Raw genomic sequence first — 25,675 nt, 5'->3', positions numbered from 1 at the left:
GCGGCACGAGGTGCGCGATGCTGGTGGTGCTGCCCCATGGGTGGGATGGGGTGGGTGGGTTGGGGATGTCTGCCGCTACGCCCCTTTCCTTCGCAAGATGTCGACATAGACGGCCACCAGGATCACGCAGCCGACGACGACGGACTGCCATTCCTGGGGTACAGCGGTGACCCGCAGCCCGTTGGTGAGGACCGCGACGATGAGTGAGCCGATCACCGTTCCGAGGATCGAACCCTTCCCGCCCTGCAGGGAGGTGCCTCCGATCACCACAGCCGCGATGGCCTCCAGTTCCAGGCCCATTCCGCCGACCGGCTGCGCGGAGCTCAGTCGCGAGGCCGCGAGGACGCCGGCGACCCCGACGAACAGGCCGGCCATCGAGTAGATGGCGATCTTCCATTTGACGACGTTGACGCCCGACAACGCCGTCGCCGCTTCGTTGCTGCCGATCGAGAACGCGTACCGCCCGATGATGGTTTTCGCGAGGACGATGGCGGCGACAGCGGCCAGGACGATGAAGATGACGACACCCAACGGGAATCGCTGCCCCGGAATCACCGACTGGTTCATCAGGAGTTGGAAGTCGGGGGTTTCCTTGAAGTAGATCGGCTTCGTCCCGGAGATGACCAGGGAAAGGCCGGCCGAGATCAGCATCATCCCGAGCGTCGCGATGAAGGGGGGCAGCCGGAGGATGGCCACGTTGACACCGTTGACAAAGCCGATCAGACCGCCGAACAGCACCGCGGCCGGCACACCGAGCCAGAGCGGCCAACCCCAGTAGGTCAGGAACACACCCGTCATCACGCCGCACAGGATCATGCCGGTGCCGATCGACAGGTCGATGCCGCCGGTGACGATGACGAATGTCGTGCCCAGGGCCAGGATCCCGGTCACGGTCGCGGCCATGAGGATGCCGACGAGGTTGCTGTAGGTCAGGAAGTACGGGCTCGCGATGGTGAAGAACGCCAGGATCACGATCAGACTGACGAAGGCCAGCAGTTGCTGCACCGATCCGCCGAGCCGGGCCCGGATGGCCGACCTGGCCGGGGGTGCGGCACCGGTCGAGGTTGGTGTGGTGGTCATGGTCACGACGTCACGGTTCCTTCGGCGCTGAATGCGTGGCATGGTGCATGATCTTTTCCTGCGTCGCGTCGGCGTTGTCGAGAATCGCCGTGATCCGGCCCTGGCACATCACGGCGATCCGGTGCGACATCCGCAGGATCTCGGGCAGCTCGGAGGAGATCATGATGATCGCCTTGCCCTCGGCCGCCAGATCGTCCAGCAGTGCGTAGATCTCGTCCTTCGCTCCCACGTCGATCCCGCGCGTCGGCTCGTCGAAGATCAGGATGTCGCAGTTGCGGACGAGCCACTTCGCGACGACGGCCTTCTGCTGGTTGCCGCCGGACAGGTTCTGCATCTGCTGCGTGACCGTCGGGGTCCGGATTCGCAGCCGCGCCACGTAGTCGGTCGCGGCCTTGCCGATCATCTTGTCGAGCACGAAACCGGCACCGTTGGTGAAGGCCGGCATGGACGCCAGGGCGATGTTGTCCCGGACTGTGCGGCCGAGGAGAAGTCCGTACCGTTTGCGGTCCTCCGAGAGGTAGCCGATACCGACCTTGGCCGCCTCGGCAGGGTTGGCGATCGAGACCTCGCGACCGTGGACCCGGATCGTGCCGCCGTCCCTCTTGTCCGCGCCGACCAGCGCCCGCGCCACCTCGGTGCGCCCCGCACCCATGAGACCCGCGAATCCCAGGATCTCCCCGCGACGGGCCTCGAAGCTGACGTCGCGCACGTGGGCCTTGGTACGCAGGCCGGTCACCGAGAGAACGGGCACCGCGGCGTCCACAGTGGACCTCGGCCGTTGCTCACCCTTGATGTCGCGACCGACCATCAGGGAGATGATGTGGGCGACGGTGCTGGAGGCCGTCTCGAGAGTGTCGATGTACCGGCCGTCACGCAGGATCGTGACGCGATCGGTGATCTGCGTCAGTTCGTGCATCCGGTGGGAGATGTAGATGACGCCGGTGGCAGGGCTGACGAAGCGGCGGATCAGCCCGAAGAGGGTTTGGACCTCCACCTCGTTCAGCGCAGCTGTCGGCTCGTCCATGATCAGCACCCGCGCGTTGAAGCTCAGCGCCTTGGCGATCTCGACCATCTGCTGCCGGGCCACGGTGAGGTCCCCGACGAGATCGGTCGGCTCGAGCGGAAGGCCGAGCCGTCCGAGCAACTCGGCGGTCTGCCGGTTCAGTGCCCGGTCCGACAGGAACACGCCCGCGACCTTCGGCTCGCGACCGATGTAGATGTTCTGCGCGACCGTCAGGTCCGGCATCAGGTTCAGCTCTTGGTGGATGATCGAGATGCCGAGTTCCTGGGCGTGGCGGGGATTGGACGGTGTGTACGGCGTCCCGTCCAGGACGAACTCCCCCGAGTCGGGCCGGTCTATCCCCGACAGCAACTTCATCAGCGTCGACTTGCCTGCGCCGTTCTCCCCCACGACGGCGTGCACCTCACCATGACGCAGGTCCAGATGGACGTCGTCGAGCGCCCGCACCCCGGGAAAGCTCCTGCTCGCGCCGCTGACTCGCAGCAGCGGGGTGCCGGCCGAGCCGGTCGAGCCGGTATCGGGAAGCCCGTCGCTGGCCACATCAGACTCCTTCAGCTCGTCCCGGAGCTCTGTGCTGGCAGGCGGGAGCGCCAGTAGGAGCCGCCCGGGTACGTGAACTCGGCGACCGACCGTTCGATCATCTGTGTGCTGTAGCCGGGCCGTTCGGGCGGGACGTAGTGGCCGTCGACGACGATGCACGGATCGGCAAAGTGCTCATGCAGGTGGTCGACGTATTCCGTCACGCGACTGTCGAGCGATCCCGACACGGCCACGTAGTCGAAGACGGACAGGTGCTGAACCATCTCGCACAGGCCGACGCCGCCCGCATGCGGACATACCGGGACGTCGAACTTCTTGGCCATCAGGTACACGGCGAGGATCTCGTTGACGCTGGCCAGCCGGGCAGAGTCCAGTTGGCAGTAGTCCAACGCCGAGGCCTGGAACATCTGCTTGAACAGCACCCGGTTCATCCCGTGCTCACCGGTGGCAACGCCGATCGGCGCCACAGCCGCCCGGATCGCCGCGTGACCGAGCACGTCGTCGGGGCTGGTCGGTTCCTCGATCCACAGCGGCCGGAACTCCGAGAGCCGGTGGACCCATTCGATGGCCTGGGGAACGTCCCAGACCTGGTTGGCGTCGATCATCAGGTTGACGTCCGGGCCGATCACCTCGCGGGCGATCGAGAGGCGACGGATGTCGTCATCGATGTCCTGGCCGACCTTCATTTTGACGTGACGGTAGCCGGCGTCCATCGCCTCCTTCAGCCGGCGGCGCAGCTTGTCGTCGTCGTAGCCGAGCCACCCTGCGCTGGTCGTGTAACACGGGTAGCCGCCGCGGCGGTGCAGCCGCTCGATCCGCAGCTGACGGGTCGGCTCCATCTCACGCAGCATCGCGAGCGCCTCGGCCGGGGTCAGGACGTCCGTGAGGTAGCGAAAGTCCGTCGCCGCGACCAGTTCCTCCGGGGTCATCTCGGTGAGCAACCGCCACAGTGGCTTGCCGGCCCGGCGTGCGACAAGATCCCAGACCGCGTTCATGACCGCGGCGAAGGCGAGGTGGACGACCCCCTTCTCCGGCCCGAGCCACCGCAGCTGCGAATCCGCGGCCAACTCGCGGTACACCGAACCGGGATCCCGACACAGGTCGTCCACGTCGCGGCCGACGAGCGGCAACGCCCACTGGCGCGCCGACTCGGTCACGAGATCATTGCCCCGGCCGATCGTGAAGGTGAGCCCGTAGCCGCCGAGGCCGGGGGCGTCGGTCTCCAGCACGACGTACGCCGCCGAGTAGTCCGCGTCCTTGTTCATCGCGTCCGAGCCGTCGCGGTCAAGGGATGTGGGGAACCGGACGTCGTGGGCCCGGATCGCGGTGATCGCCGTCATCCGCGGGCTCCGTCGAACGAGTGGACCGGGCCGGTGCGTGGCATCGGGAATCGACGTTTGCGTGTGCCGTCGAGCATGCCGCCACCTCGCACGATTGATCCTACCTATCGCGGCGAAGATAGCAGTCTGGGCTGGCCAAGTCATCACCAGACCGGATATTGGTTGGATGTTTAGTCGAGCGCGGGCGACTCGGTCACCTCGACATGGGCCAGGCGAGATACTCGCCGAATTCCCGTACGACCCCGTCCCGCGTCTCGAACACGAGGAACAGGCGCTGGGTGAAGGGCTCACCGTGCAGCGTTCCGGTGACGGCGACCTCGAACCCGTTCCGGGCCCGGTCCGTCAACGTCGACAGGACCCGCAGGTCGGCCCGGATGGTGTCGGCGAGGCGCGCGAAGAACCGCGCCGCAGCGTCGACTCCGTGCTGCATCCCCTCGAAGCCCGCCACGGGGACATGGAAGGTCACCGCGGGATCGAGGACGGCGAGCAGGCCGGACCAGTCACCGGTGGCGGCCCCGACGATCCAGCGGCTCATCGCGTCTTCGGCAGTCCGCAGGTGTTCGTGGTCCGACCTGATCGCCATGGGGACGCCCTTCAAGCAATCTCTGAGGACGAGTTTTGATTGAACTAGGCAGAATAGAGCTCTGCATTGGCTCTTTGAGCCAATCTATTGACTGGACTGTAGTAAATACCGATACTCACCGCAAGCAATTCGGACTGGAGTGGTGTGATGTCCGCCCTGGACGTGCGATCTGCTCAACGCACGACGAACCGCAGCCGTGTGATCCACGCGCTGCGGCAGAACGGTGCGATGAGTCGCAGTGAGCTGTCCACGGTGGGCCTGTCCCGCTCGACCGTCGCCAGCGTCGTCGGCGAACTGCTCGAAGCGGGCACCGTCGTGGAGATCGTCGACACGCCACGGATCGGTCGGGGCACCGGCCGGCCACCCGGTCTCGTCGCACTCAACGGCCGACTCGGCGTCGCGGTCGGTGTCGAGATCGCCAACGGGATCGTGCGGGTCGCCCTGTGCAGCGTCGCTCAGGAGTTACTACTGCACGAGTCCGCGCCAACCGATGACGAAGCTGCCCCGGAGGTGACGCTGCAGATCGTAAGCAGCCTGATCGACCGGCTGCTGGCCCGGCAGGGGTTCCACCGCAGCCAGGTGATCGGGGTCGGGATCGCCATGCCCGGCCCGATCCAGCGCCGCACCGGCCTGACCGGTCGGGCGTGCACCCTGAAACGCTGGGTCGGCATCAACCCGCGCACGGTCGCCGCCGGCGTGCTTCAGCTGCCGGTGCTGGCCGACAACGACGCCAACCTGGCCGCCCTCGCGGAGCTGACCTGGGGCGCGGCGCGCGGGCTGCGCGACTACGCCTACATCTACACCGCGACGGGCATCGGTGCGGGTTTCGTCATCGACGGCGGTGTCTACGTTGGCGCCAACGGCACCGCCGGCGAGATCGGACACACCACCATCGACGAAGACGGCCTCGTCTGCGAATGCGGCGGACGCGGCTGCCTCAACACCCTCGCCAACCCCGACGCCATCACCCGGCATCTCTGGCAGAGCCACCGTCGCCGTCCCGCTATCGACGAAGTGATCCGGCTCGCCCACGACGGCGATGCCGGCTGCCGGCGGGTTCTGGCCGACGCCGGACGACACATCGGCGTCGCCATGGCCAACATGTACAACCTGCTCGACCCCGAACTGATCGTGCTCGGGGGGAACCTCGCCGCCGCCGGCGCCATTCTCATCGACCCGCTGCGGGATTCGATGGTGCGCCGGGCGATCCATGCCGGGGAGGCCGTGCCACCGGTCGTCGCCGGCACGCTCGACGAGAACATCGTCGTCGTGGTCGGCGCCGCCGCGGCCGTCGTACGCGACTCCGCACGGTTTCCCCTGCCCCTGAAACAGACCGGCTAGACCCCGAACCCATCACACCGACCCAGGCGCGTCGGGCTGCCCCGTCCCGACGTAAAGAACGGCCAGAGTCCGAAGACCCTGGCCGCCCTGCCGCACGCAATGCGGGCACAACAATTGACTGCGGATTCCGGCCGCAGCCAATCACGAGGTCACGACTCGTCGTGACCGCTACACCCGAAGGTGGAGCGCGATGATTCTACATCGGTATGCGCGGCTGCTGGCCGCGGCGGGCACAATGGTGCTGCTGGCCACATCGGCATGCAGTTCCGGCACGTCGAATGCCGACTCGTCCGGCGAAAAAAAGGGAAAACTGAAGATTGCGCTGTCGAATTCCTTCATCGGGAACCAATGGCGCGTCGAGATGGAGAACGTCTTCAAAGCGGCATGTGCGATGCCGCCATACAAAGACGAAGTTGAATGCACGGTTTTCAATGCCGGCAATGACGTCGCCACCCAGACCAAGCAGATTTCGAATCTCATCGCACAGGGTGTCGACGCCATCGTCATCAACGCGGCGTCGACCAGCGGCCTCAACGGCGTGGTACAGCAGGCGTGCGACCGCAAGATCGTGGTCGTGTCGTTCGACAACACGGTCGACGCGAAGTGCGGGCTGACGGTCAACACCGACCAGGTGAAGTTCGGCGAGCAACTCGCCCAGTTCGTGGTCGATCAGCTCAAGGGCCAGGGCAACGTCGTGATGGTCACCGGCGTCGCCGGCACCGGCGCCGACAACGACCGCAACGCCGGCGCGAAGAAGGTCTTCGACGCGAACCCGGGGATCAAGGTGGTCGCGACGTACAGCGGCATGTGGGACTCGGCCACGGCGCAACGGCAGACCGCCGCCCAGTTGCCCAGCCTGCCGAAGGTCGACGGGATCTGGGTCTCCGGCGGTACCGACGGCGTCATCAAGGCCTTCGTGGAGGCGGGTCGGCCGATGCCGGTCGCCGGCGGCGAGGCCGAGAACGGGTTCCGCAAGTACATGGCGGGCGTGTCGACGCCGAAGGTGAACGGCATGTCCATCGGACAGCCGCCGTTCCTGTCGGTGATCTCCCTCGAACTGGCCCGGGCGGTGCTCAAGGGCACGCATCCGAAGTCCAGCATCACGATCCCGTTCCCGATGGTCACGTCGGACACCGTGAAGGTCGGCGAGACGGTGTTCCCGGACCTGCCGGACAGCTTCTTCGCTGACTTCACCGACTCCGGGCCGAACGCGACCGTGGTGTTGTGCCAGGCGGCGGCGACCGCCGGTACGCCGTGTCCGGGCACGCTCACCGTGAACCTGGGTTCCTGACGTGGATCGGAGCCCGCCGGCGGCTACGTCGACCGAGCCGACGTCGACCGAGCCGACGTCGACCGACCCGACGCCGGCCGAGCCGATGGCCACCGATCCGGATCTGACGTCGGCCGTCCGGGCTAGCGGGGTCGACCGCTCTTTCGGCGGGGTCCACGCGCTCCGGGACGCGTCGTTCGCGGCGCGTGCCGGAGAGATCCACGCCCTGGCGGGTGAGAACGGGGCCGGGAAGAGCACGATGATCAAAGTGCTGTGCGGCCTGGTCCGTGCCGACCGCGGCACCGTGGAGATCCTGGGTGAGCCGGTCGGGCGGGTGGTCGGCCCGGCCGCACGCCAGCGGTTGGGCATGGCCACCGCGTTCCAGGAACTGTCGCTGATGCCCGACCTGACCGTCGCCGAGAACATGCTCCTGCAGAACCCGCCACGCGGACGGCTCGGCCTGGTCAGCCGCCGGCGGCTGGTTCCGGAGGCCGATGCGCTCCTGCGGCGCTTCGGCGTGGACCACATCGACAGCGCTGCGGTCACCGCCGGCCTGTCCGTGGCGCACCGCCAGATCGTGGAACTGGTGCGGGCATTGGCAACCGAGCCGAGGATTCTCATTCTCGACGAACCGACCGCCGCGCTGCCCGACCGTGAGGTTGCCTGGCTGGCCGAACACATGCGGCGGCTGCGGGATCAGGGCTGCTGCGTCATCTTCACCTCGCATCGCTGGCGCGAGATCGAGACCTTCGCCGACCGCGTCACCGTGTTCCGCAACGGCACCCATGTCACCACCCGGTCGCGGATCACGGAGTCGGAGGCGGTGCGCCTGATGAGCGGCCGCAGTCTCGCGGGCGGCTATCCGGACGTCACCGCGATCCCGGTCGGTGACAGCGCGCTTCGGGTGACCGACCTGCGGGGAGGCACGCTGCGGGGGGTGTCGTTCGACCTGCGTGCCGGCGAGGTCCTGGGCATCGGTGGCCTGGCCGGGCAGGGCCAGCGGGACCTGTTCCTGATGCTGTTCGGAGCGCGGCGGTCCGCAGCGGGCCGGATCGCCGTCGCCGGGCGGCCCGTCACGATCCGACGGCCGCGCGACGCGATCGCCGCCGGCGTCGGCATCGCGTACGTGCCGGAGGACCGCAAGGCCGAGGGCCTGCTCATGCCGATGTCCATCCGGGACAACCTCAGCCTGGCGACGCTGGACCACCGCTCGCGTCTCGGGTTCATCCGGCGCGGCGCGGAACGCGGCGCCGTGCGGTCCATCGTGAGCCAGCTCGGCATCGGCACCCGACGCCCGCAGACCCAACCGGTCGGCACGCTGTCGGGCGGCAACCAGCAGAAGGTGCTGATGGGCCGATGGCTGCTGACCGACGCCGATGTGCTGCTGCTGTTCGACGTCACCCGGGGCGTCGACGCGGCGACGAAGCACGACTTCTACCGCCTCGTCGCCGAGCTTGCCGGCCGCGGCAAAGCCGTACTGCTGTACTCCAGCGAGACCGAGGAAATCGCGCGCCTGTGCCACCGGGTCCTCGTCCTGCGGGAGGGTCGGATCGCGGCCGAACTCGCCGGCCCGGTCGGCGACGCCGAACGCATCGTGGCCGCGTCCCTGCGGGAGGTACCCGGTGACCGGGACTGAGACATCCGCGCCGGTCCGGCTCCGTTGGTGGCGCGTGCTGCGCCGCCACACGCTGCCGCACCTGTCGCTCGGCTACGCTGTGCTCGCCGCCACGTTCGTGGCGTATCTCGTCGTCTACACCGGCCGCCTGCAGCACCTGCCGACGCCGTTCGACTACCTCTCGCTGCTCAACACGTCCCTGCCGCTGATCTTCGTGGCGATCGGGCAGAGCCTGGTCGTCCTCACCGGCGGGATCGACCTGTCCGTCGGCGGAATCGTCAGTCTCGGCGTGGCGATCGTCGCGGCGACGTCCGGCGCCGGGGTGGCGGCCACCCTCGGGTGGATGGTCACCGTCCTCATCATCTGCGCGGCCTGCGGCGCGGTGAACGGCATCATCATCGCCAAGGGTCGCATCGCACCGATCCTCGCCACGCTCGCCACGTTGTCCGTCTACGGCGGCCTGGCGTTGAAGGTGCTGCCGGTGCCCGGCGGGTCCGTCGATCCCCAGGTACGGGCCGTGCTGACGAACCCGGACCTGCCCACCGGCGCCATCTGGCTCGGGCTCGCCGTGGTCGGTTGGCTCGTCCTGCGCCGGACCCGGTTCGGGATGCGGGTGTTCGCCGTCGGCAGCGACGAGGCCAGCGCGCGGGCCGTCGGTATCCCGGCGGTCTGGGTGAAGGTCGGCGTCTACGCACTGGCCGGCCTGTGCTGCGGCCTCGCAGCGGTCTTCTACGTATCGACCACCACCTCCGGTGACCCGAACGCCGGCGACCCGTACATCCTCGCGTCGATCGCCGCGGTCGTGGTCGGTGGCATCGCGTTCACCGGCGGCCGGGGCAGCGCACTGGGCGCGATCGCCGGCGCCCTCGCCCTCTCGCTCGTCATCGACGTGCTGTTCTTCGCCGGGATCGATCCGCTGTACCAGTCCCTGTTCCAGGGGCTGTTCCTCGTCGTCGCGGTGCTGCTCGGCGGAGGCGTCGCCGTCATCCGCCGGCTCCGGAAGGGAGTGTCATGACCGACACCGGTCGGATGCTGCGCCGCCGCTGGTTCGACGACGTGACCGCGAGCACGCGCCTGGTGGTGTACGCATGTGCGGTCGCCGTCGCGATCCTCGCCGTCGGTACCGTCGTGCACCCCGGCTTCGCGTCGGCGAGCAGCGTGCGCGCCATGGTGATCCTGGCGAGCTTCATCGGTTTCGTCGGGGCCGGGCAGATGCTCGTGGTGCTCGTCGGCGGCATCGACCTGTCGATGCCGTGGGTGCTCAACGCCGCGGCCATCGTGCTCACGACGAGCAGCCTCGGCCAGGTCGGACGGCTGCCGGCCGCAATCGGCCTGGCACTCGGCGTCGGCGCGGCCGTCGGCTTTGCCAACGGGATGGGCGTGGCCTGGCTCAATGTGCCGGCGGTGGTGATGACGCTCGGCATGAACGGTGTCCTGCAGGGTCTTTCCCTCGGCCTGTCCAAGGGACTGACCTGCGGGTCGTGCGCGTCGTACGTGCCGGAGCCGTTGCGCCGCCTGGTGGTCGGCCAACTGGCCGGGATTCCGGCGGAACTGCTCGTCTGGGCTGGTGTGGCGTTGTTCGTCAGTGTCCTGCTGACCCTCACGACGTTCGGCCGGCGCGTCTACGCGATCGGCAACAATCCGCGGGCCGCGTTCCTCGCCGGCGTGCCGGTTCGCGCCGTCACCGTCACCCTGTACACCCTCAGCGGGATGTTCGCCGCGCTGGCCGGCATCGCGCTGGTCGCCTACGGCGGGCAGGCCTCACTCGGGCTCGGGGATCCGTACCTGTTCGAGTCCATCGCGGCCGTCGTCGTCGGCGGTGTGTCGATCCTCGGTGGGCGCGGCAACTACATCGGCGTCATGGCCGGCTCGGTGACCCTCGTCGCCATCGTCACGCTGCTACAGGCAAAGCAGGTTCCCGAATACGGCCGGAACATCATCTACGGCCTGGTCATCCTGACGATCCTCCTCACCTATGGCCGGGAGCGCGCCAATGATTGACGTACTCAGCGACATCGTGTGCGATCTCGGCGAGAGCGCACTGTGGGACGCGGAAAGGTCCCGGTTCTACTGGGTCGACATCACCGGTTGCCGGATACATGCCCTCGACTGGGACACCCGTCGAACGTCCACACTGGACGTTCCCGAACCGGTCGGCTGCGTGGCGTTGCGGACCGGCGGCGGTCTGGTCGCGGCGCTGCGGCACGAACTCGTGTTCTGCGACGTCGACAGCGGAAGGATCGAGGTGGTCCGGGACGTCGAGGCAGGCCGGCCCGGCAACCGATTCAACGACGGCGCGGTCGATCCGGGCGGGCGATTCTGGTTCGGCTCCATGGACCTCGCGGAGGCCGAGCCGACGGGCTCGTTCTACTGCCTTTCCGCCGACAGCACGGTGAGCCGGGCGTTCGACGGCATCATCTGCTCCAACGGACCGGCCTGGAGCCTCGACGGCAGCACGATGTACCACGTCGACTCGACCCGACGACGGATCACCGCGTACGAATTCGACGTCGACACCGGCACCGTCGGCGCGGGCCGCCTGTTCGTATCCGACGAGGACGAGTTGTGGTTCCCCGACGGCGTCACCGTCGACGCGGAGGGGTTCATCTGGAACTGCAAATGGGACGGCGGTCGGATCGTGCGGTACTCCCCCGACGGCGCGGTCGACCGCGTCGTCGAGCTACCGGTGTCGCGGCCGACGCGGTGCGCGTTCGTCGGACCGGACCTCAACCTGCTCGCGGTCACCACCGCTCGGATCGGGATGACCGACGCCGCGCTGGTGGCCGCGCCCCGCTCCGGGCAGGTACTTCTGGTCGACCCGTCGACCAAGGGAACGGAACCGACCAGGTTCGCCGGCTGACTGGGCAGGAGCAGATCGTGGGCCGCGTCCGGGACCGTCGTGTTCTTCCGGCCGGGCTTGAGCCGACGAAGTAGCGGGAGCAGCCCGACCGCCACGGATCGGAGCCGAGTGTGGATGTCGTCCTCGTCTCGGCTCCAGGACAGGAGATCAGCGAGGATCCGCAGTGCCACCCCACGGGGCGGACCCGGGTGCTGCTCGGCAACCTGGGCGTTCACCAGATGCGTGAATGCCTCACCGAGCTCAGCCGGGTCGGCGACGCCGTAACGGGCCCAATCGATCGCCCGCACGACGGGCCCGATCTCCCGCTCGGAGTCCGTGTTGTCCACGAGTCCATCATCGAACACTCCTATGCCCGATGAGTGGCCGACGGTGGCCCTGCCGGTCGTTGTTTCAATGCGTTGACACATGCCGATGTTGGCGGTCCAACCAGTTGCCGGCGTGGATTCGTGTCGCAGCTTCTCGTGCAGTACCGGCCGGGCGGCAGTCCGGCGCATGGGAACGTCGCTGGTCGGCGGGATCCTGCCAGAACAGCCGGAACGGCTGTGCTGCAACCCTCATCACCGCCGGATCAAGTTTCCCGATGGGTCCGGTAGGTGCTCGATTCCGGTTGGTGGGTGCTGACATGTCGCCGCCTGATCAGTCGTCGGAGGTGGTGTCCTCAGGCGTCGTTGCGGGTTTGGTGTGGAGGAGCTCGCGGACCTGTTCTGCGGCGCGCAGGATGCTCTCGCTGATGTGGTCGCCGAAGCGGGCCATGTTCTCCATGCGGTTGCCGGCCGGGCTGTCGCGACCGAGGATGGCGACGCCCTGCCGCGCGACCTCGGCGACCTGGACCATGCCGCGGGCGCTGGCGAGTGTGGACTCGTACCAGACGTCGCCGTCGACGAAGTAGCGTTCGCGGCGGCGCTCGTCGCGCACTCGGGCGATCAGGCCCTGGCTCTCGAGGGACGCGACCGACTTGGAGACGGTCGCGGGGCTGATGCCGAGGCGTTGGACGAGTTCAGCGGCGGTGACGCTGCCCGAGTCCGCGATGAAGAGGCACGTCAGTACCCGAGCCGTCATCTTGGGCATGCCTTGGCGCATAAGGAGACCGGTGAACGTCTCCTCGTACTCGCGCACGGCTGCATCATCCCTGCCAAAGTCCGGAGCCGGGGCCGCCTGCCGTCGGGGCGTGGTGCGCTTGGGTTGGCGAGCACGGCGCTCGGTGGCGAGGTGGGCCAGATCTGCGCGGTAGCCGCCGGGTCCGCCGTTGCGCATCACCTCGCGAGTGACCGTCGAGGTGGGACGATCGAGGCGCCGTGCGATCTCCGCGTACGGGACGTCGTCGGCCAGCGAGCGCGCGATCTGCTGCCGCTCCTGCTGGGTCAGTCTGCTCCCCGACACCGTGTCTCCCTCCGCGCTTCACTGGTGCCGCCATCGTAGCGTTCGTTTTCCATCCAACGCAACGAGTGACCTGCATCCGTTGCGTTAGTTCTACATCCGTCGCAATGAAGTCACGCCTCTGGCCTGCCGTTTTACGGGTATATCGCGAACCGTTTGTTGCCGGGAGAGGGAACGCAACGTAGCGTTTCTCGTATCGGAAACAACGCCAGCAAGGAGATCCACCATGAACGGCAACAACGGCTTCACCGCATCGGGACTGACCAAACTGCACGACGTCCTGGCCCGGCATGTCGACTCCGGGAAGATCCCCGGCCTCGTCGCCCTGGTCAGCCGCGGCGGCCAGACCCACGTCGAGGCGATCGGGACGATGCGCCACGACGGCGGCGCCCCCATGCGCCGCAACACGATATTCCGCATGGCCTCCACCACCAAACCGGTCGCGGCCTCCGCGGCGATGGTCCTGCTCGACGAGTGCCGGCTCCGCCTGGACGACCCGATCGACCAGTGGCTCCCCGAACTGGCCGACCGCCAAGTCCTCAAGGCACCCGACGGCCCGCTGGACGAGACCGTGCCGGCGTTCCGGCCGATCAACGTCCGCGACGTGCTCACCTCCACTCTCGGTCTCGGCCTGGACATGACCGCCCGGACCGCCCCGATGATGGCCGCGTTCTTCGAGCGCGGCGTCTACGGCCAGGCAGACGGATGGCTCCTGCCCGAACCCGACCCGGACGAGTGGCTGCGCCGCCTCGCCACCCTGCCGCTGATGTACCAGCCCGGCGAGCGGTGGCTGTACAACCTCGGCGACGACCTCCTCGGCGTCCTGGTCGCCCGCGTCACCGGCCGGCCGTTCGAGGACTTCCTGCGCGAGCGGGTCCTCGAGCCGCTCGGCATGCACGACACCGGCTTCCATGTGCCAGGCGACAAGATCGACCGCCTCCCGCCCCTGTACGCCCCGCACCCCGAGACCGGCGAATTCCTCGTCGAGGACCCAGCCGAAGGCGGACACCACAGCAAGCCCCCCGCATTCGCTTCAGGCGGCGGCGGACTCGACTCCACCGTCGACGATTACCACGCCTACTTCCGGATGCTGCTGGACGGCGGGAAGCACAGCGGCGAGCGCATCCTCTCCAAACCCGCTGTCGAGCTGATGACCACCAACCGCCTCACTCCGGGGCAGCAGGCCGCCCGCGACGCCTGGGCGAACAGCATCGCCCACCTCTCCTACGGCACCGGGCAGCACGGCGGCTGGGGCTTCGGCATGACCGTGCGCGTCCACCGCACCGACTACGCCCCCCTCGGCCAGTTCGGCTGGGACGGCGGCGCCGGCATCACCGCCTACGCCGACCCCGCCAACGATCTCGTCGGCATCCTCTGCACCCAGGTCGGCATGTCCACCCCGGACTCGGCGCGGGTCATGCACGATTTCTGGACCACTCTCTACCAGACCATCGACAACTGACACCGAACCCGACAACGCCAGGACCACGACAGAGCGGCCATCGCATCGATGGCCGCTCTCGCACTCCCTGTTCCCTTTCACAGCACTGGCGGCAGCCTAGTTTCAACCGCTGCAACACCCGGGCGCGATGGCGAACCGGAGTCTGCTGGGCCACGCCACGGAACGACCACACCGATGACAGGAGTTCCCCGAGAGGCCGCCCGTGACCTCGCCGTAGCCGAGCAGAGCCTGCGCCGCGGCGCGGAGTTGGCGCTGCCGCGTTCCCGCTGGCGGTATCCGGGAATCGTTGTGCTGTACACCGTGTGGGGCGCGACCTGGGACACGCCGCAGGCCTGGCGTTGGATTCCGCCGCTGGCGTCCGTCGCGGCGCTCCTGATCGTCACCGGGCCGCTGTCGCGGCGAAGGGCCCGCCCCTTGCCGATCCCGCTCGGGTGGCGGACATGGCTACTGACCTCCGCGATCGCGACCACCTCCGTCGCGATTTCGTTGGGGATGGGCCTGGCCCTACAGACCCTGGGCGTACCGCTTCCGTTCACGCTGAGCGGCCTGTGCCTGGGCGTCGCCGCCTCCCTGGTGACGTGGCGCAGCCGGTACTGGGGAATCGGCTACGTCCAGCAGGTAACTCGGGGCAAGTGGTGACCCACCATCCGCCCCTCCCCGACCCGATCATCAACACCACGACCCGGCTATCACTGATGGCCGTGCTCGCCGGGGCACAGGAAGTGGAGTTCGCCGACGTCCGTGACACCAGCGGACTGAGCGACTCCGTCGTATCCAAACAGGCAACCGCACTGCAAGCAGCCGGATACGTGACCATCCGCAAAGGCCACCTCGGACGACGACCACGTACCTGGCTGTCCCTGACCCCGGCAGGCCGAGCGGCACTGCACAGGCACATCGCGGCACTGCGCCAGATCGTCGACCTCGCCGACCGCGCGGACGCTAGACCTCGTCGGTGACGGAGCCGTCCGGGTACATGCGTCCGCTACGGATCACCGACGACCGGAACAGCCCGCGCCGCCGGGCCTCGCTGACCTTGACCGTCATCGTGTACGCGCGGTCGCCGCTCTCCCGCCACACCGTGCGGCTGATCCGGTACGCCACGCCACGGTCGGTGACCTCGCTGTCGTCGGAGGACGAGTGTTCGTCGCGGTGGGCCAGTTCGGCGTACGACGTGCTGGCGCACCAGCGGGAGTAGTGCTCGTCGGCCAGCCGGCGAGCGGCCACCTTGTCCAGACCCATGCCCGATCCTGTCCGCCGGGCGACCGGCGCCGCAATCGGGATCTTGGCCGCCGTTTACCGGCCGATCGGGGCCGGGTGCAGGTTCGCCCACGAGCGGCCGTCGGTCCGCTCGGCGGCCCAGGCGTCGAGCAGCGCCCGGGCGTCGTCTTCGGCGGCGGCGATGTAGACCTGCTGCTCGCCGTCGTACTCCCCGCGCTGCTGGCGGATCGTCGAGCGGCTGCAGCAGTCGCACAGCTCGACGCGGCTGGCGAGGACCTCGAATCCGAGCCGGCGGCTGGCGAAGGAGTCCTCGAGCGCCTCGAGTTCGCCGGGGCCGCAGGTGACCAGGACCGAGAGGGTCGCGGTGTCGGACGGCTCGAACAGGGCGACCTCGTCGAAGACCGGCACCGTCATGTCGCCGTAGGTCCGCTCCCCGCTGGGTGCCCCGTCGTGGACGACGACCTCGCCGAACCGGCGCGAGGCATCGAAGGGGACGCTGATCACGCGCGCCCGGGTCGGGCACAGCCGGACGGCCCACACGACCTCGCTGACGTCGGAGAGCCGCACGCAGGTGGGGCCGAGTTCCGCGTCGATCTGGCCGGTGCCGGGGAACGGTTCCAGGCCGTACCCGGCCCACGCGTCGCGGGCGGTGTCCCAGTCGCGCAGGACGGTCGCCGCGGTGCCGAGGTTCCAGAACGCGGGCTCCTCGGCGCCCCGTTTGACGTACGTCACGGCTGTCTTGCCGGTTTCGTACGCGCGGACCCAGTTGCGGGCGAACTTGTACGCGAGCGCGGCGTCGAACCAGGTCGCTCTGGCGGCCTTGCCGCTGAGCCGGGCGGCGGCGTCGGCGAGCAGATCGCCGGCGCGTGGCCAGTCCTTCGCTTCGAAGGCCGCGTAGCCCCGCGCGACCGCTGCCCGGTCGGCCGACCGCCGCGGATCGGTCCAGCGCGAGAACATGCGGCGGACGGTACCAGCGATCGCCGGGAGGTCGGCGGGGACGGTCCGGAAAGGCGCCGTCGGGTAGATTGTGATGAATTCGTTCGCGCGATACGGGGAGAGCGCATGCTGCGAGTTCGTAAGCTGCTGGCCGGAATCACGCTGCTCGGCCTGGGCGTCACGGCGGTGGTCACCGCGGTGGTCACCGCCGCCGGCCCGGCCCAGGCGGCGCCGGACCGCAAGTACGGTCCGGCGGTGGAGATAGCCGACGCGGACAGCGAGGCAGACGCCATCAACGACGCCGGTCTGGTCGTGGGGATGGCGTCCGGGTTCGACTTCGTGCCGCATGCGTTCACCTGGCAGGCCGGCGTGCGGACCGACATCGGATCCGGGTGGATCCCGCGGGCGGTGGCCGACACCGGTCACATCGCCGGCGACGTGGTCGGCACCGACGGTAAGCCGACGCGTGCCGTGCTGTGGGTCGACGGCGCGTTCACCGACCTCGGCACCCTGGGCGGGCCCAACAGCCACGTGATGGCCATGAACGACCGGGACCAGGTGGTCGGCTACAGCGACCTGCCCGACGGGCGGATCGGCGCGTTCCTCTGGCAGAACGGCACGATGACCGCGTTGGCCAACCCGTACGGCGGCAACAGCGCGGCCCGCGACATCAATGCGCGCGGCGAGATCGTCGGCTGGGCGCTGGACCAGGCCGGCGCCACCGGCGGCGTGCGGTGGCGCGGCGGTGCCGTCACCTTCCTCGGTGCCACCGTGATCCAGGACGCGGCCGCGATCAACGACCGTGGTGACATCGTCGGCAACACCTACGTCGGTGCCGACCTGCACGCCCGGCTGTGGCGGCACGGGCAGGTCACCGACCTCGGCTCGATGGGTTACAAGGGTCCGAACGGCGACTCCTACACCCGGGCCGACGACCTCACCGACGACGGCCTCGTGGCCGGCGACAGTTACGGCGCCGACGGGATCCGGCACGCGTTCGTGTGGAACGCGGGGCGGTACACCGACCTCGGACAGGGGCTCGTGGTCGGAATCACGGCCACCGGCACGGTCGCGGGCAACGCCGCGGAGTTTCCCCGCGTCGGGTTGGTCTGGCAGCCGCTGACCTGACCGGTCGCGCGCCGGGCGCCGCCGGCCGGGTCCCCCGGAAGATAGCGTGTCGGAGAGTTCCGGGCCGGATACGATCCGGCCTGGGCTTTCAGCCGAAGGTCCGGGACTGAAATGGATTTCATGGTCGGCCACGAGAAGATTCGCGCCCTGCTCCTGGAGAGCATCCACCCCGACGCTGTGTCCCGGCTGCACGCCGCGGGCTGCGTCGTCGAGAGCGTGCCCGGTGCGCTCGACGAGGACGAGCTGATCGAGCGGGTGCGAGACGTGCACCTGCTCGGTATCCGGTCGAAGACCCAGGTCACCGAAAGGGTGCTGGAGGCGGGTTCCCAGCTGCTGGGCGTCGGGGCGTTCTGCATCGGCACCGACCAGATCGACCTGGCGGCGGCGGCCGCGGGCGGGGTGGCGGTCTTCAACGCGCCGTTCTCCAACACGCGCAGTGTCGTGGAGCTCGCGCTCGCCGAGATCATCATGCTCGCCCGTCGGGTGGTCGAGAAGAACGCCAAGATGCACGACGGCGAGTGGGACAAGGCCGCCACCGGCAGCCACGAGGTCCGCGGGCGGACGCTGGGCATCGTCGGGTACGGCAACATCGGCACCCAGCTGTCCGTGCTCGCGGAGGCGCTGGGCATGCGGGTGTACTTCTACGACACCGCCGACAAGCTCGCCCTGGGCAACGCCAAGCGCTGCGACACGCTCGACGAGCTGCTCGAGGTGGCCGAGACGGTCACGCTGCACGTCGACGGGCGTCCGGGCAACAGCGGGTTCTTCGGCGAGGAGCAGTTCGCCCGGATGCGACCGCGCAGCCTGTTCCTCAACCTGTCGCGCGGCTTCGTCATCGACTACCCGGCGCTGCGGCGGCACCTGGTCAGCGGGCACATCGCCGGCGCCGCGATCGACGTGTTCCCCCAGGAGCCGAAGGGGCGGGGCGACGAGTTCCGGTCGGAGCTGCGCGGCCTGCCCAACGTCATCCTCACCCCGCACATCGGCGGGTCGACCGAGGAGGCGCAGGCCGACATCGGCGGGTTCGTGGCCAACAAGCTCGCCCAGTACGTGAGCGAGGGCAACACCACGCTGAGCGTCAACCTGCCGTCGGTCGCGCTCCCCCAGCAGCCCGGCACGCACCGGATCGCGCACGTGCATCGCAACACGCCGGGCGTGCTGGCCCAGGTCAACAGCATCCTGGCCGCGCACGAGGTCAACATCGAGGGTCAGCTGCTGTCGACCCGCGGCGAGTACGGCTACCTGATCACCGACGTGGGCGCCACCTACTCCGACGACGTGCTCACCCGGCTGCGCGAGATGGAGCAGACCATCCGCCTGCGCGTCCTCTCGTGACCGATCTGGAAGGCGAGCTCCGTTCGGCGGTGGGAGCGGCGCACGTGCTCGTCGACCCTGATCTGCGCGCGCCGTACGAGACGGACTGGACGCGCCGCTTCACCGGCACCGCGCGGTGCGTCGTGCGTCCCGCGTCGACGGCCGAAGTGGTCGCGGTGGTGCGGGCGTGCGCGGCCGCCGGGGCGGCGATCGTGGTGCAGGGTGGCAACACCGGGCTCGTCGGCGCGGGCGTCCCGGCGGGTGGCGAGGTGCTGGTCAGCCTCGCCCGGCTCGCCGGGGTCGAGCCGGTCGACGTGGTCGAGGCGCAGGTGACCGTCGGTGCCGGGGTCACCTTGGAGAAGCTGCAGACGCACGCCCGCGCGGCCGGGCTCGACTTCGGTGTCGACCTGGCCGCCCGCTCGTCCGCCACGGTCGGCGGCATGATCGCCACCAACGCCGGCGGCATCCGGGTGCTGCGCCACGGCAGCATGCGCGCACAGGTCGCCGGGTTGGAGGCGGTGCTGGCCGACGGCACCGTGCTCACCCGGCTCGGCGGGCTGGCCAAGGACAACACCGGGTACGACCTCAACCAGCTCGTGGCGGGCAGCGAGGGCACGCTCGCGATCGTGACCCGGGCCCGGCTCCGGTTGGTACCCCTGCTGCCGGCGCGGGCGGTGGCCCTGGTCGCGGTGGCCGGCACGGAAGCGGCGCTCGACCTGCTCACCGCCGCCCGCGTCCAACTCGCCACGCTGTCGGCCGCCGAGATCTTCTACCCGGAGGGCCTGGACCTGGTCCGGGCGTACGGGCGGCTGCCCGCGCCGTTCGGCGAGCCGGCCGGGGCGTACGTCGTGCTGGAATGCGCGGCCGGCACCGACCCGACCGACGACATCCTGACCATGCTCTCCACCTGCCCGGCTGTCATGGACGCCACGGTGGCCTCGGACCGTGCGGGTCTGGAGCGGCTGTGGTCCTACCGCGAGGCGCACACCGAGGCGATCAGCGCCGCCGGCGTACCCACGAAACTCGACGTGTGCGTGCCGCTGGGCGAGCTGACCGCGCTCGTCGCCGAACTGCCCGAGACGGTGGCCCGGGTCGCGCCGAAGGCGACGGTCATCACCTTCGGCCACCTCAACGAGGGCAACCTCCACCTCAACGTGCTCGACGCCGGCGACGACTCCGACAACAGGGCCGAGGACGTCACCGACGCCGTGCTGCGCCTGGTCGCGGCGCACCGCGGCACGATCAGCTCCGAGCACGGCGTCGGACGGGCCAAGTCGCCCTGGCTGTCGCTGTCGCGCACGCCGGAGGAGATCGCGGCCATGCGCCGCATCAAGGCCGCCCTCGATCCGGATGGACTCCTCAACCCGGGAGTGCTGCTGCCCGACTGAGCTCACAGGGTCGCGAAGCTGTCCATGCCGGCCAACGTGAGGACCTCGGCCCGCGTGTCCGGGCATTCCTGTTGGGTCTGCCGGTCTATCTCGCTGCCGGTCGGGACGGCCCCGCGCTTCTCGTACCAGGAATAGAGGTTGACCGTGAGATTGGCCATCGCGCCCACCGTGGACCCGATGGCCCTCAGCGTCGGCAACTGGCCGCGCAGGTAGCCGCACAGGTCTTCCGCGGACACCGAGGTCGAGCCGCCGGCGGTGGCGGCGGCTGTGGTGCCGGCGACCGGGGTTCCGGCGTCCGTGCGGCCCGCGGACGTCGGTGCGGCGCCGTCGGCGCAACCCGTCACCAGAATGCCGACGCTGGCGGCGACGGCCAGAAGTAATCGGGCGCTTCTCATGCCCGCACGTCCTGGGCGGGAGTTGCGGCGGTGACGAGCCAGATGCCGGCAGGTAGCCGGTAGCCGGTGCCCGGCGCGCGGAACCGTTCGAGCAGCCGGGCCGCCCCCGCCCGCGCGTTCGCCTGGTTCGCGGGGGGCGCCGCCCGGTAGGCGGCGCCGGCGGGACCGATCTCGATGAGCCATTCGGCGACGACGTCCGCCTCGTCCGGGGCGTTCATGGTGACGTCGTGCGGCTCGATCGTGACGTTGACGAACCCGGCAGCGGTGAGGACGCGGTCGAGCCGGGTCGGGTCGGCGAAGGAGAACGGGCCGGGTTCGTCGCCGACCGGCAGCGGCGGCAGCGCGCCGACGTGTGGTGCCGCGCCGAGCAGTGCCGCGGGCAGCCACGGGTTGGCACCGCCGTCCCGGAAGACGGTCGCGACGAGGCGTCCGCCCGGTCGCAGGGCGCGCCGGATCGTGGCGCAACCGGCGACCGGGTCGGCCAGCAGCATCAGGGTCATCCGCGAGAACGCGGCATCGAAGGGTGCTCCCGGTACGACATCGAGGGTTTCGATGTCGGCCGCCTGGAACCGGATGCCCGGGTACCGGTCGGCGGGGAACCGCTCGCGAGCCGTCACCACCATCCCGTCCGCCAGGTCGATGCCGACCACCGCACCGTCCGCGCCGACCGCCGCGGCGATGTCGGCCGTGGTGCCGCCGCAGCCACAGCCGACGTCGAGGACCCGTTCGGCCGGCTGCGGCGCCAGCCGGTGCATGCCCACGGCGCCGAGGGGCCGCCCGATGTCGTCCTGGCGGTCGGCGTGTCGGATCCAGCCGGGCGCGGCATTCGCCCAGAAGGTGGCGTTGCGATGGCGCAGCGTGGCGGTGCCGTCCATCAGAACGGCATCTCGGTGCCATCGACGCTCATCGACCGGAACCTGGCGGCCTTGGCGGGATCGAAGCCGGCCTCCTGTGCGGCCAGTCCGGCGGCGCGGACCAGGCGTTCGGACTGGAACCGGCGGAACGCCGCCTCGTCCTGCCAGATGTTGATGATCCGCCAGCCGTCCTCGGTCGGGCCGGCCACGTGGGCCAGTAGCCCCGGCGGCCGATCCGGGCCGAGGTGCTTCTCCACCTGCCGATACTCCGCCTCGCTGACGCCGGGCATCTCCTGCAGCACTCCGAACGGCATCGTCATCTCTTTTCCAGTAGAGTAAAACTCTATCCAATAGAGTACCCTGCGGAGGTGGTTGTCAAGAGGCGATACGAATCGGCCAGGCGACAGGAGCAGTCCCGGCAGACCCGGCGGGCGATCCTGGACGCGGCCGGCAAACTGTTCGTCGACCCCGGCTACGCGGCCACCACGCTGGCCGCGGTGGCCACCGAAGCCGGCGTGGCCGTCCAGACGTTGTACGCGGTGTTCGGCAGCAAGCGGCAGCTGCTCTCCGACCTCGTCGACGTCACGCTGGCCGGCGACGACGAGCCGGTGGCGTTGCCGGCCCGACCCTTCGTCGCGGAGATCCGCGCGCTGTCCGACCCCCGCGCGATGCTCACCCGCTACGCCCACCATCTCGCCGAGGTCAACGCCCGGCAGGCACAGGTGATGCTCGCGCTGGCCGCGGCCGCCACGGCCCACCCCGACGCCGCCGCGATCTGGCGCAAGAACGCCGACGAGCGCCGCCGCGGCATGACCATGTTCGCCGCGGACCTGGCCGGCACCGGCGCCCTACGCCCCGACCTGGACGCTGAACAGGTCGCCGACATCCTTTGGCTCGCCATGGACGTTCGCAGCTACGACTGGCTCGTCCGCCAACGCGGCTGGTCGGTGGAGCAGTACCAACGCTGGTACGTCGACACCGTCGCCGGCGCCATCATCGCCGAACCCGCCCCGGGCCACGGCGGCGAGGCTCCCGGGTAGCCACGGCTACGGATGAAGAAATTACGTCCATTGACACCGGCCAACGTCGCCGGCATCATCTGAAACGTTCTAATCGCCCTCCCGATGCCCCGTTGACCGTGCCGCCGCCCCTGGCACGCAACAGCTCCGCCCTCCCCGCCCCCTTCGGCCCTCGTTCGGCTCCCCTCGACCGCAGCGCGCCTTGCTCCCTCCGTGCGGTGCGGTCTCGCCAGCGTGCGCCGACCCGCACATCACGGAGTACGTATGCGCAGATTGTCTTCGCGCCGGACCCGCATTCTCACGGCTGTGTCCGTGCTGGCCGTATTGCTCCCCACCGGTGCCCTCCCGGTCCACCCGAACCCGGCGGCCGCCGCCCCGACCGGCCCGCTCCCCCGCCAGCTGGCCCCGGTGGTCGCCGCGCCGCCTCCCGGCGCGATCGAGGCGCTGAACCTGTCGCCGACCTCTCGCACGGTCCGACCGACGGCGGTGTACCGCACCACCGGCTCGGTCACGAACCCGCAGAATGTGCTGTCGAACCTCGCGACGCGGGTCTCCGGCACGAACTCGTCCATCACCCTCGACTTCGGCAAGGAGGTCGGCGGCCTGGTGACGCTGAACTTCGGCGCCGCCAGTGACGGCGGCCAGCAGGTCGGGCTGGCGTTCACCGAATCCTCGCTGTACGTCGGCAACGACAGCGACATCAGCGCCACACACGAGGGCCGCGGCGATGGTGCGCTGACGGCCGCCGCGCCCGCGAACGGCTCGTACACCATGCCGGTCCAGTACCTGCGTGGTGGCTTCCGGTACCTGACGGTGTTCCTGCGAACGGGCGGCTGGGTCGACCTGACCGGGGTCTCGTTGAACTTCACAGCCGCGCCCGGCAAGGCCAACCCGGCCGACTATGCGAACTACTTCTACTCCAACGACAACCTGCTCAACCGGATCTGGTACGCCGGCGCCTACACGGTGCAGCTGAGCACCATCGCGACCAACCAGGGCAGGGCGTGGCCCGCGCCGTCGACGTTGTGGAACAACGCCGCCGTGATCGGTGTCGGCACCGCCGTCGTGTCGGATGCCGCCAAGCGGGACCGGAACGTGTGGCCGGGTGACCTCGGCATCGCGACGCCGACCGCGTACGCGTCCACCAACGAGCTCGAGTCCAGCCGCAACGCCCTGACCACCTTGTACAACATGCAACGGGCATCCGGTGAGCTGTCGTACTCGGGCCCGCCGTTCAGCCTGTGGGGCTCGGACACCTATCACCTGTGGACCCTGAACGTGTCGGCGGTGTACTACAACTACACCGCCGACCGGGCCTGGCTCGACAGCGTGTGGTCGAGGTTCACCCGCGGGATGACCTACATCACCAACAAGATCGACGGCTCCAACCTGCTGAACGTCACGAACACCGCGGACTGGGCACGCAGCGGCCAGGGCGGGCTCAACCTCCAGGCCAACGCGCTGCTGTACTCGACATTGACCGGTGCGAGCGGGCTCGCGACGGTGGTCGGTGACAACGCCCTGGCGTCCACCTACGCCAGCCGGGCCGCCGCGCTCAAGACGGCCGCGAACACCCGGCTGTGGGACGCCGCGGCCGGCATGTACCGGGACAACCCGACCAGCGGCTTGTACCCGCAGGACGGCAACTCCCTGGCGGTCTGGTACGGCCTCACCGACACCCCGGCCAAGGCGACCAGCGTCGTGCAACGGCTCGCGCAGCGGTGGAACGCCTACGGCGGGACGACGCCGGAGTGGGGCGGCGGCGTCCACCCGTTCCCCGGCTCGATGGAGCTGCACGCGCACTTCACCGCCAACGACGACAACACCGCCCTGGCCCAGATCCGCCGCACGTGGGGCCACATGCTCGACAGTCCGATCGGCACGAAGAGCACGATGTGGGAGGGCATCAGCGCCGACGGCGGGCTCGCCTACAACCCGCCGTTCATGAGCCTGGCCCACGGCTGGTCGACCGGGCCGACATCGGCGCTGACGTTCCACGTCCTCGGCACGGCACCGGAGCCGACCATCGGGCAGTACCGGTTCGTGCCCCATCCCGGCGACCTCACCAGCGTCGAAGGACGCATCACGATGCCGCAGGGTGCGGTCAACGCCTCCTGGTCGCGCAGTCCGTCGGCCGGTACGTTCACGTCCCAGCTCACCAGCCCGGCCGGTACCACCGGTCGCGTGGGCATTCCGAAACTGACCGGCACCATCACCGTCTCCGTCAACGGGGCGACCGTCTGGAGCAACGGAACCTTCACCCCGCGGCCGGGAATCGGCGGCGGAACCCAGGACGACGCATACGTGTACCTGACCGGCGTCGCCCCCGGCAGCTACCAGTTCACCGCCACCGGCCTGGGCAACCCGACACCGCCCGCACCGGCCGGCGCCGACCTCCCGGCCGGCTACACCCGCTGCGCCGCCGAGAACGGGCAGTGCTCGTTCACCGGCACCCGCGTGGTGGCCTACGGCGCCGGCACCTACACCTACAGGACGGCCACCGGGACCACGCCGTGCACCAACGCCGCGTTCAACGGCGACCCGGCCGCCAACCTGGTGAAGTCGTGCTACCTGGCACCGCTCGGCGGCCCCGGCGGTTACACGCAGTGCGCCGCGGAGAACGGCACCTGCGGCTTCACCGGCACCAGCAGGGTCGCCTACGGGGCGAACGGCGCCTTCAACCACCGGCTCATCGCGGGTGGCACCGCATGCACGAACGACGTGTTCGGTGACCCGCTGAACGGCGTCGCGAAGGCCTGCTACCTGCCGCCGGCCGGTGGCCCCACCGGCGGCTGGACCCAGTGCGCGGCGGAGAGCGGCACCTGCTCGGCGGTCAACGGCCAACCCGTCGCGTACGGAGCCAACGGCGCGTTCGCCTACATCACCGCCACCGGCAATGTCCTGTGCGCGAACGCCACGTTCGGCGACCCG

At 69.5% G+C, this 25,675-nt stretch carries 26 protein-coding genes; 15 read left to right on the top strand and 11 right to left on the bottom strand.

Features of this window, described 5'->3' with window-relative positions; all coding sequences use genetic code 11:
- Positions 1 to 75 precede the first annotated feature (75 nt).
- From Vau01_RS56190 to Vau01_RS56175, 4 genes are all read right to left on the bottom strand, one after another.
- Positions 76 to 1,080, bottom strand: a complete 1,005-nt coding sequence (locus Vau01_RS56190; RefSeq protein WP_275424049.1) for an ABC transporter permease — start codon at positions 1,078 to 1,080, stop codon at positions 76 to 78.
- 10 nt (positions 1,081 to 1,090) lie between these two features.
- Entirely contained in the window at positions 1,091 to 2,641 is a 1,551-nt protein-coding gene (locus Vau01_RS56185; RefSeq protein WP_204010928.1) for a sugar ABC transporter ATP-binding protein, read from the bottom strand.
- Positions 2,642 to 2,652: 11 nt separating this feature from the next.
- Positions 2,653 to 3,981: an L-fuconate dehydratase gene (locus Vau01_RS56180; protein ID WP_204010925.1), complete on the bottom strand. Its 1,329-nt coding sequence runs from the start codon at positions 3,979 to 3,981 to the stop codon at positions 2,653 to 2,655.
- A gap of 193 nt (positions 3,982 to 4,174) precedes the next feature.
- Positions 4,175 to 4,564, bottom strand: a complete 390-nt coding sequence (locus tag Vau01_RS56175; RefSeq protein ID WP_204010921.1) for a nuclear transport factor 2 family protein — start codon at positions 4,562 to 4,564, stop codon at positions 4,175 to 4,177.
- A gap of 228 nt (positions 4,565 to 4,792) precedes the next feature.
- Between Vau01_RS56175 and Vau01_RS56170 the strand changes: the two genes are divergently transcribed.
- A complete protein-coding gene (locus tag Vau01_RS56170) occupies positions 4,793 to 5,905 on the top strand; it encodes an ROK family protein (RefSeq protein WP_204010918.1) in 1,113 nt (370 codons plus the stop codon).
- A 168-nt stretch (positions 5,906 to 6,073) separates the two neighbouring features.
- On the opposite strand, the gene Vau01_RS64180 is transcribed toward Vau01_RS56170, so the two are convergent.
- Entirely contained in the window at positions 6,074 to 6,385 is a 312-nt protein-coding gene (locus tag Vau01_RS64180; protein WP_239152850.1) for a hypothetical protein, read from the bottom strand.
- Here Vau01_RS64180 and Vau01_RS56165 point away from each other — a divergent pair.
- The 6 genes from Vau01_RS56165 to Vau01_RS56140 all read left to right on the top strand — a co-directional run bounded on the left by Vau01_RS56165 (position 6,267) and on the right by Vau01_RS56140 (position 12,009).
- A complete protein-coding gene (locus Vau01_RS56165) occupies positions 6,267 to 7,196 on the top strand; it encodes a sugar ABC transporter substrate-binding protein (RefSeq protein WP_239152844.1) in 930 nt (309 codons plus the stop codon). The two genes, Vau01_RS64180 and Vau01_RS56165, sit on opposite strands and share 119 nt — an antisense overlap.
- Position 7,197: 1 nt before the next feature.
- On the top strand, positions 7,198 to 8,811 hold the full coding sequence (locus tag Vau01_RS56160) for a sugar ABC transporter ATP-binding protein (RefSeq protein ID WP_204010905.1): 1,614 nt from the start codon (positions 7,198 to 7,200) through the stop codon (positions 8,809 to 8,811).
- Positions 8,798 to 9,805 carry an ABC transporter permease gene (locus Vau01_RS56155; protein WP_204010903.1) on the top strand — a complete coding sequence of 336 codons (1,008 nt, stop codon included), beginning with the start codon at positions 8,798 to 8,800 and terminating at the stop codon, positions 9,803 to 9,805. The genes Vau01_RS56160 and Vau01_RS56155 overlap by 14 nt, the downstream gene beginning before the upstream one ends.
- Positions 9,802 to 10,791 (top strand): ABC transporter permease, encoded by a 990-nt coding sequence (locus Vau01_RS56150; protein WP_204010901.1) that lies wholly within the window; start codon positions 9,802 to 9,804, stop codon positions 10,789 to 10,791. The genes Vau01_RS56155 and Vau01_RS56150 overlap by 4 nt, the downstream gene beginning before the upstream one ends.
- Positions 10,784 to 11,650 (top strand): SMP-30/gluconolactonase/LRE family protein, encoded by an 867-nt coding sequence (locus tag Vau01_RS56145; protein ID WP_204010898.1) that lies wholly within the window; start codon positions 10,784 to 10,786, stop codon positions 11,648 to 11,650. The genes Vau01_RS56150 and Vau01_RS56145 overlap by 8 nt, the downstream gene beginning before the upstream one ends.
- 110 nt (positions 11,651 to 11,760) lie before the next feature.
- On the top strand, positions 11,761 to 12,009 hold the full coding sequence (locus Vau01_RS56140) for a hypothetical protein (protein ID WP_204010897.1): 249 nt from the start codon (positions 11,761 to 11,763) through the stop codon (positions 12,007 to 12,009).
- A gap of 277 nt (positions 12,010 to 12,286) precedes the next feature.
- Here the strand turns inward: Vau01_RS56140 and Vau01_RS56135 are convergent, their stop codons facing one another.
- The gene (locus tag Vau01_RS56135) at positions 12,287 to 13,030 is read right to left on the bottom strand and encodes a GbsR/MarR family transcriptional regulator (RefSeq protein WP_204010896.1); all 744 of its coding nucleotides are present in this window, start codon (positions 13,028 to 13,030) and stop codon (positions 12,287 to 12,289) included.
- A 223-nt stretch (positions 13,031 to 13,253) separates the two neighbouring features.
- On the opposite strand from Vau01_RS56135, the gene Vau01_RS56130 reads away from it, so the two are divergent.
- The 3 genes from Vau01_RS56130 (at position 13,254) to Vau01_RS56120 (ending at position 15,448) form a co-directional block, all read left to right on the top strand.
- The gene (locus Vau01_RS56130) at positions 13,254 to 14,489 is read left to right on the top strand and encodes a serine hydrolase domain-containing protein (RefSeq protein ID WP_204010895.1); all 1,236 of its coding nucleotides are present in this window, start codon (positions 13,254 to 13,256) and stop codon (positions 14,487 to 14,489) included.
- Positions 14,490 to 14,663: 174 nt separating this feature from the next.
- Positions 14,664 to 15,128: a hypothetical protein gene (locus tag Vau01_RS56125; protein WP_204010894.1), complete on the top strand. Its 465-nt coding sequence runs from the start codon at positions 14,664 to 14,666 to the stop codon at positions 15,126 to 15,128.
- Positions 15,125 to 15,448 carry a winged helix-turn-helix domain-containing protein gene (locus Vau01_RS56120; RefSeq protein ID WP_239152832.1) on the top strand — a complete coding sequence of 108 codons (324 nt, stop codon included), beginning with the start codon at positions 15,125 to 15,127 and terminating at the stop codon, positions 15,446 to 15,448. The genes Vau01_RS56125 and Vau01_RS56120 overlap by 4 nt, the downstream gene beginning before the upstream one ends.
- Here Vau01_RS56120 and Vau01_RS56115 read toward each other — a convergent pair.
- Together Vau01_RS56115 and Vau01_RS56110 are read right to left on the bottom strand one after the other, a co-directional pair.
- Entirely contained in the window at positions 15,432 to 15,731 is a 300-nt protein-coding gene (locus tag Vau01_RS56115) for a hypothetical protein (protein WP_204010893.1), read from the bottom strand. The two genes, Vau01_RS56120 and Vau01_RS56115, sit on opposite strands and share 17 nt — an antisense overlap.
- Positions 15,732 to 15,785: 54 nt before the next feature.
- Entirely contained in the window at positions 15,786 to 16,667 is an 882-nt protein-coding gene (locus Vau01_RS56110) for a hypothetical protein (protein ID WP_204010892.1), read from the bottom strand.
- Between the two features lie 105 nt (positions 16,668 to 16,772).
- Between Vau01_RS56110 and Vau01_RS56105 the strand changes: the two genes are divergently transcribed.
- The 3 genes from Vau01_RS56105 to Vau01_RS56095 all read left to right on the top strand — a co-directional run bounded on the left by Vau01_RS56105 (position 16,773) and on the right by Vau01_RS56095 (position 20,476).
- Positions 16,773 to 17,774: a hypothetical protein gene (locus Vau01_RS56105; RefSeq protein WP_204010891.1), complete on the top strand. Its 1,002-nt coding sequence runs from the start codon at positions 16,773 to 16,775 to the stop codon at positions 17,772 to 17,774.
- A 111-nt stretch (positions 17,775 to 17,885) separates the two neighbouring features.
- A complete protein-coding gene (gene serA / locus Vau01_RS56100) occupies positions 17,886 to 19,109 on the top strand; it encodes a phosphoglycerate dehydrogenase (protein ID WP_373320476.1) in 1,224 nt (407 codons plus the stop codon).
- Positions 19,106 to 20,476, top strand: a complete 1,371-nt coding sequence (locus Vau01_RS56095; RefSeq protein WP_204010889.1) for an FAD-binding oxidoreductase — start codon at positions 19,106 to 19,108, stop codon at positions 20,474 to 20,476. Before serA ends, Vau01_RS56095 begins: the two co-directional genes overlap by 4 nt.
- A gap of 2 nt (positions 20,477 to 20,478) precedes the next feature.
- Here Vau01_RS56095 and Vau01_RS56090 read toward each other — a convergent pair whose 3' ends face one another.
- The 3 genes from Vau01_RS56090 to Vau01_RS56080 are packed head-to-tail and all read right to left on the bottom strand — an operon-like array spanning position 20,479 to position 22,039.
- Entirely contained in the window at positions 20,479 to 20,871 is a 393-nt protein-coding gene (locus Vau01_RS56090) for a hypothetical protein (protein WP_204010886.1), read from the bottom strand.
- The gene (locus tag Vau01_RS56085) at positions 20,868 to 21,746 is read right to left on the bottom strand and encodes a class I SAM-dependent methyltransferase (protein ID WP_204010883.1); all 879 of its coding nucleotides are present in this window, start codon (positions 21,744 to 21,746) and stop codon (positions 20,868 to 20,870) included. The genes Vau01_RS56090 and Vau01_RS56085 overlap by 4 nt, the downstream gene beginning before the upstream one ends.
- Positions 21,746 to 22,039 (bottom strand): hypothetical protein, encoded by a 294-nt coding sequence (locus Vau01_RS56080; RefSeq protein WP_204010880.1) that lies wholly within the window; start codon positions 22,037 to 22,039, stop codon positions 21,746 to 21,748. The genes Vau01_RS56085 and Vau01_RS56080 overlap by 1 nt, the downstream gene beginning before the upstream one ends.
- A gap of 54 nt (positions 22,040 to 22,093) precedes the next feature.
- Here Vau01_RS56080 and Vau01_RS56075 point away from each other — a divergent pair, with 54 nt between their 5' ends.
- Together Vau01_RS56075 and Vau01_RS56070 are read left to right on the top strand one after the other, a co-directional pair.
- Positions 22,094 to 22,765 (top strand): TetR/AcrR family transcriptional regulator, encoded by a 672-nt coding sequence (locus Vau01_RS56075; protein WP_204010877.1) that lies wholly within the window; start codon positions 22,094 to 22,096, stop codon positions 22,763 to 22,765.
- 285 nt (positions 22,766 to 23,050) lie between these two features.
- On the top strand, positions 23,051 to 25,675 hold a 2,625-nt coding region (locus Vau01_RS56070), incomplete at its 3' end, for an alpha-L-rhamnosidase-related protein (protein ID WP_204010875.1).

The organism is Virgisporangium aurantiacum, from assembly GCF_016863635.1.
Taxonomy (GTDB): domain Bacteria; phylum Actinomycetota; class Actinomycetes; order Mycobacteriales; family Micromonosporaceae; genus Virgisporangium; species Virgisporangium aurantiacum.
The sequence above is the reverse complement of the archived record's forward strand: the minus strand, read 5'-3'. Positions and strand labels throughout refer to the sequence as shown.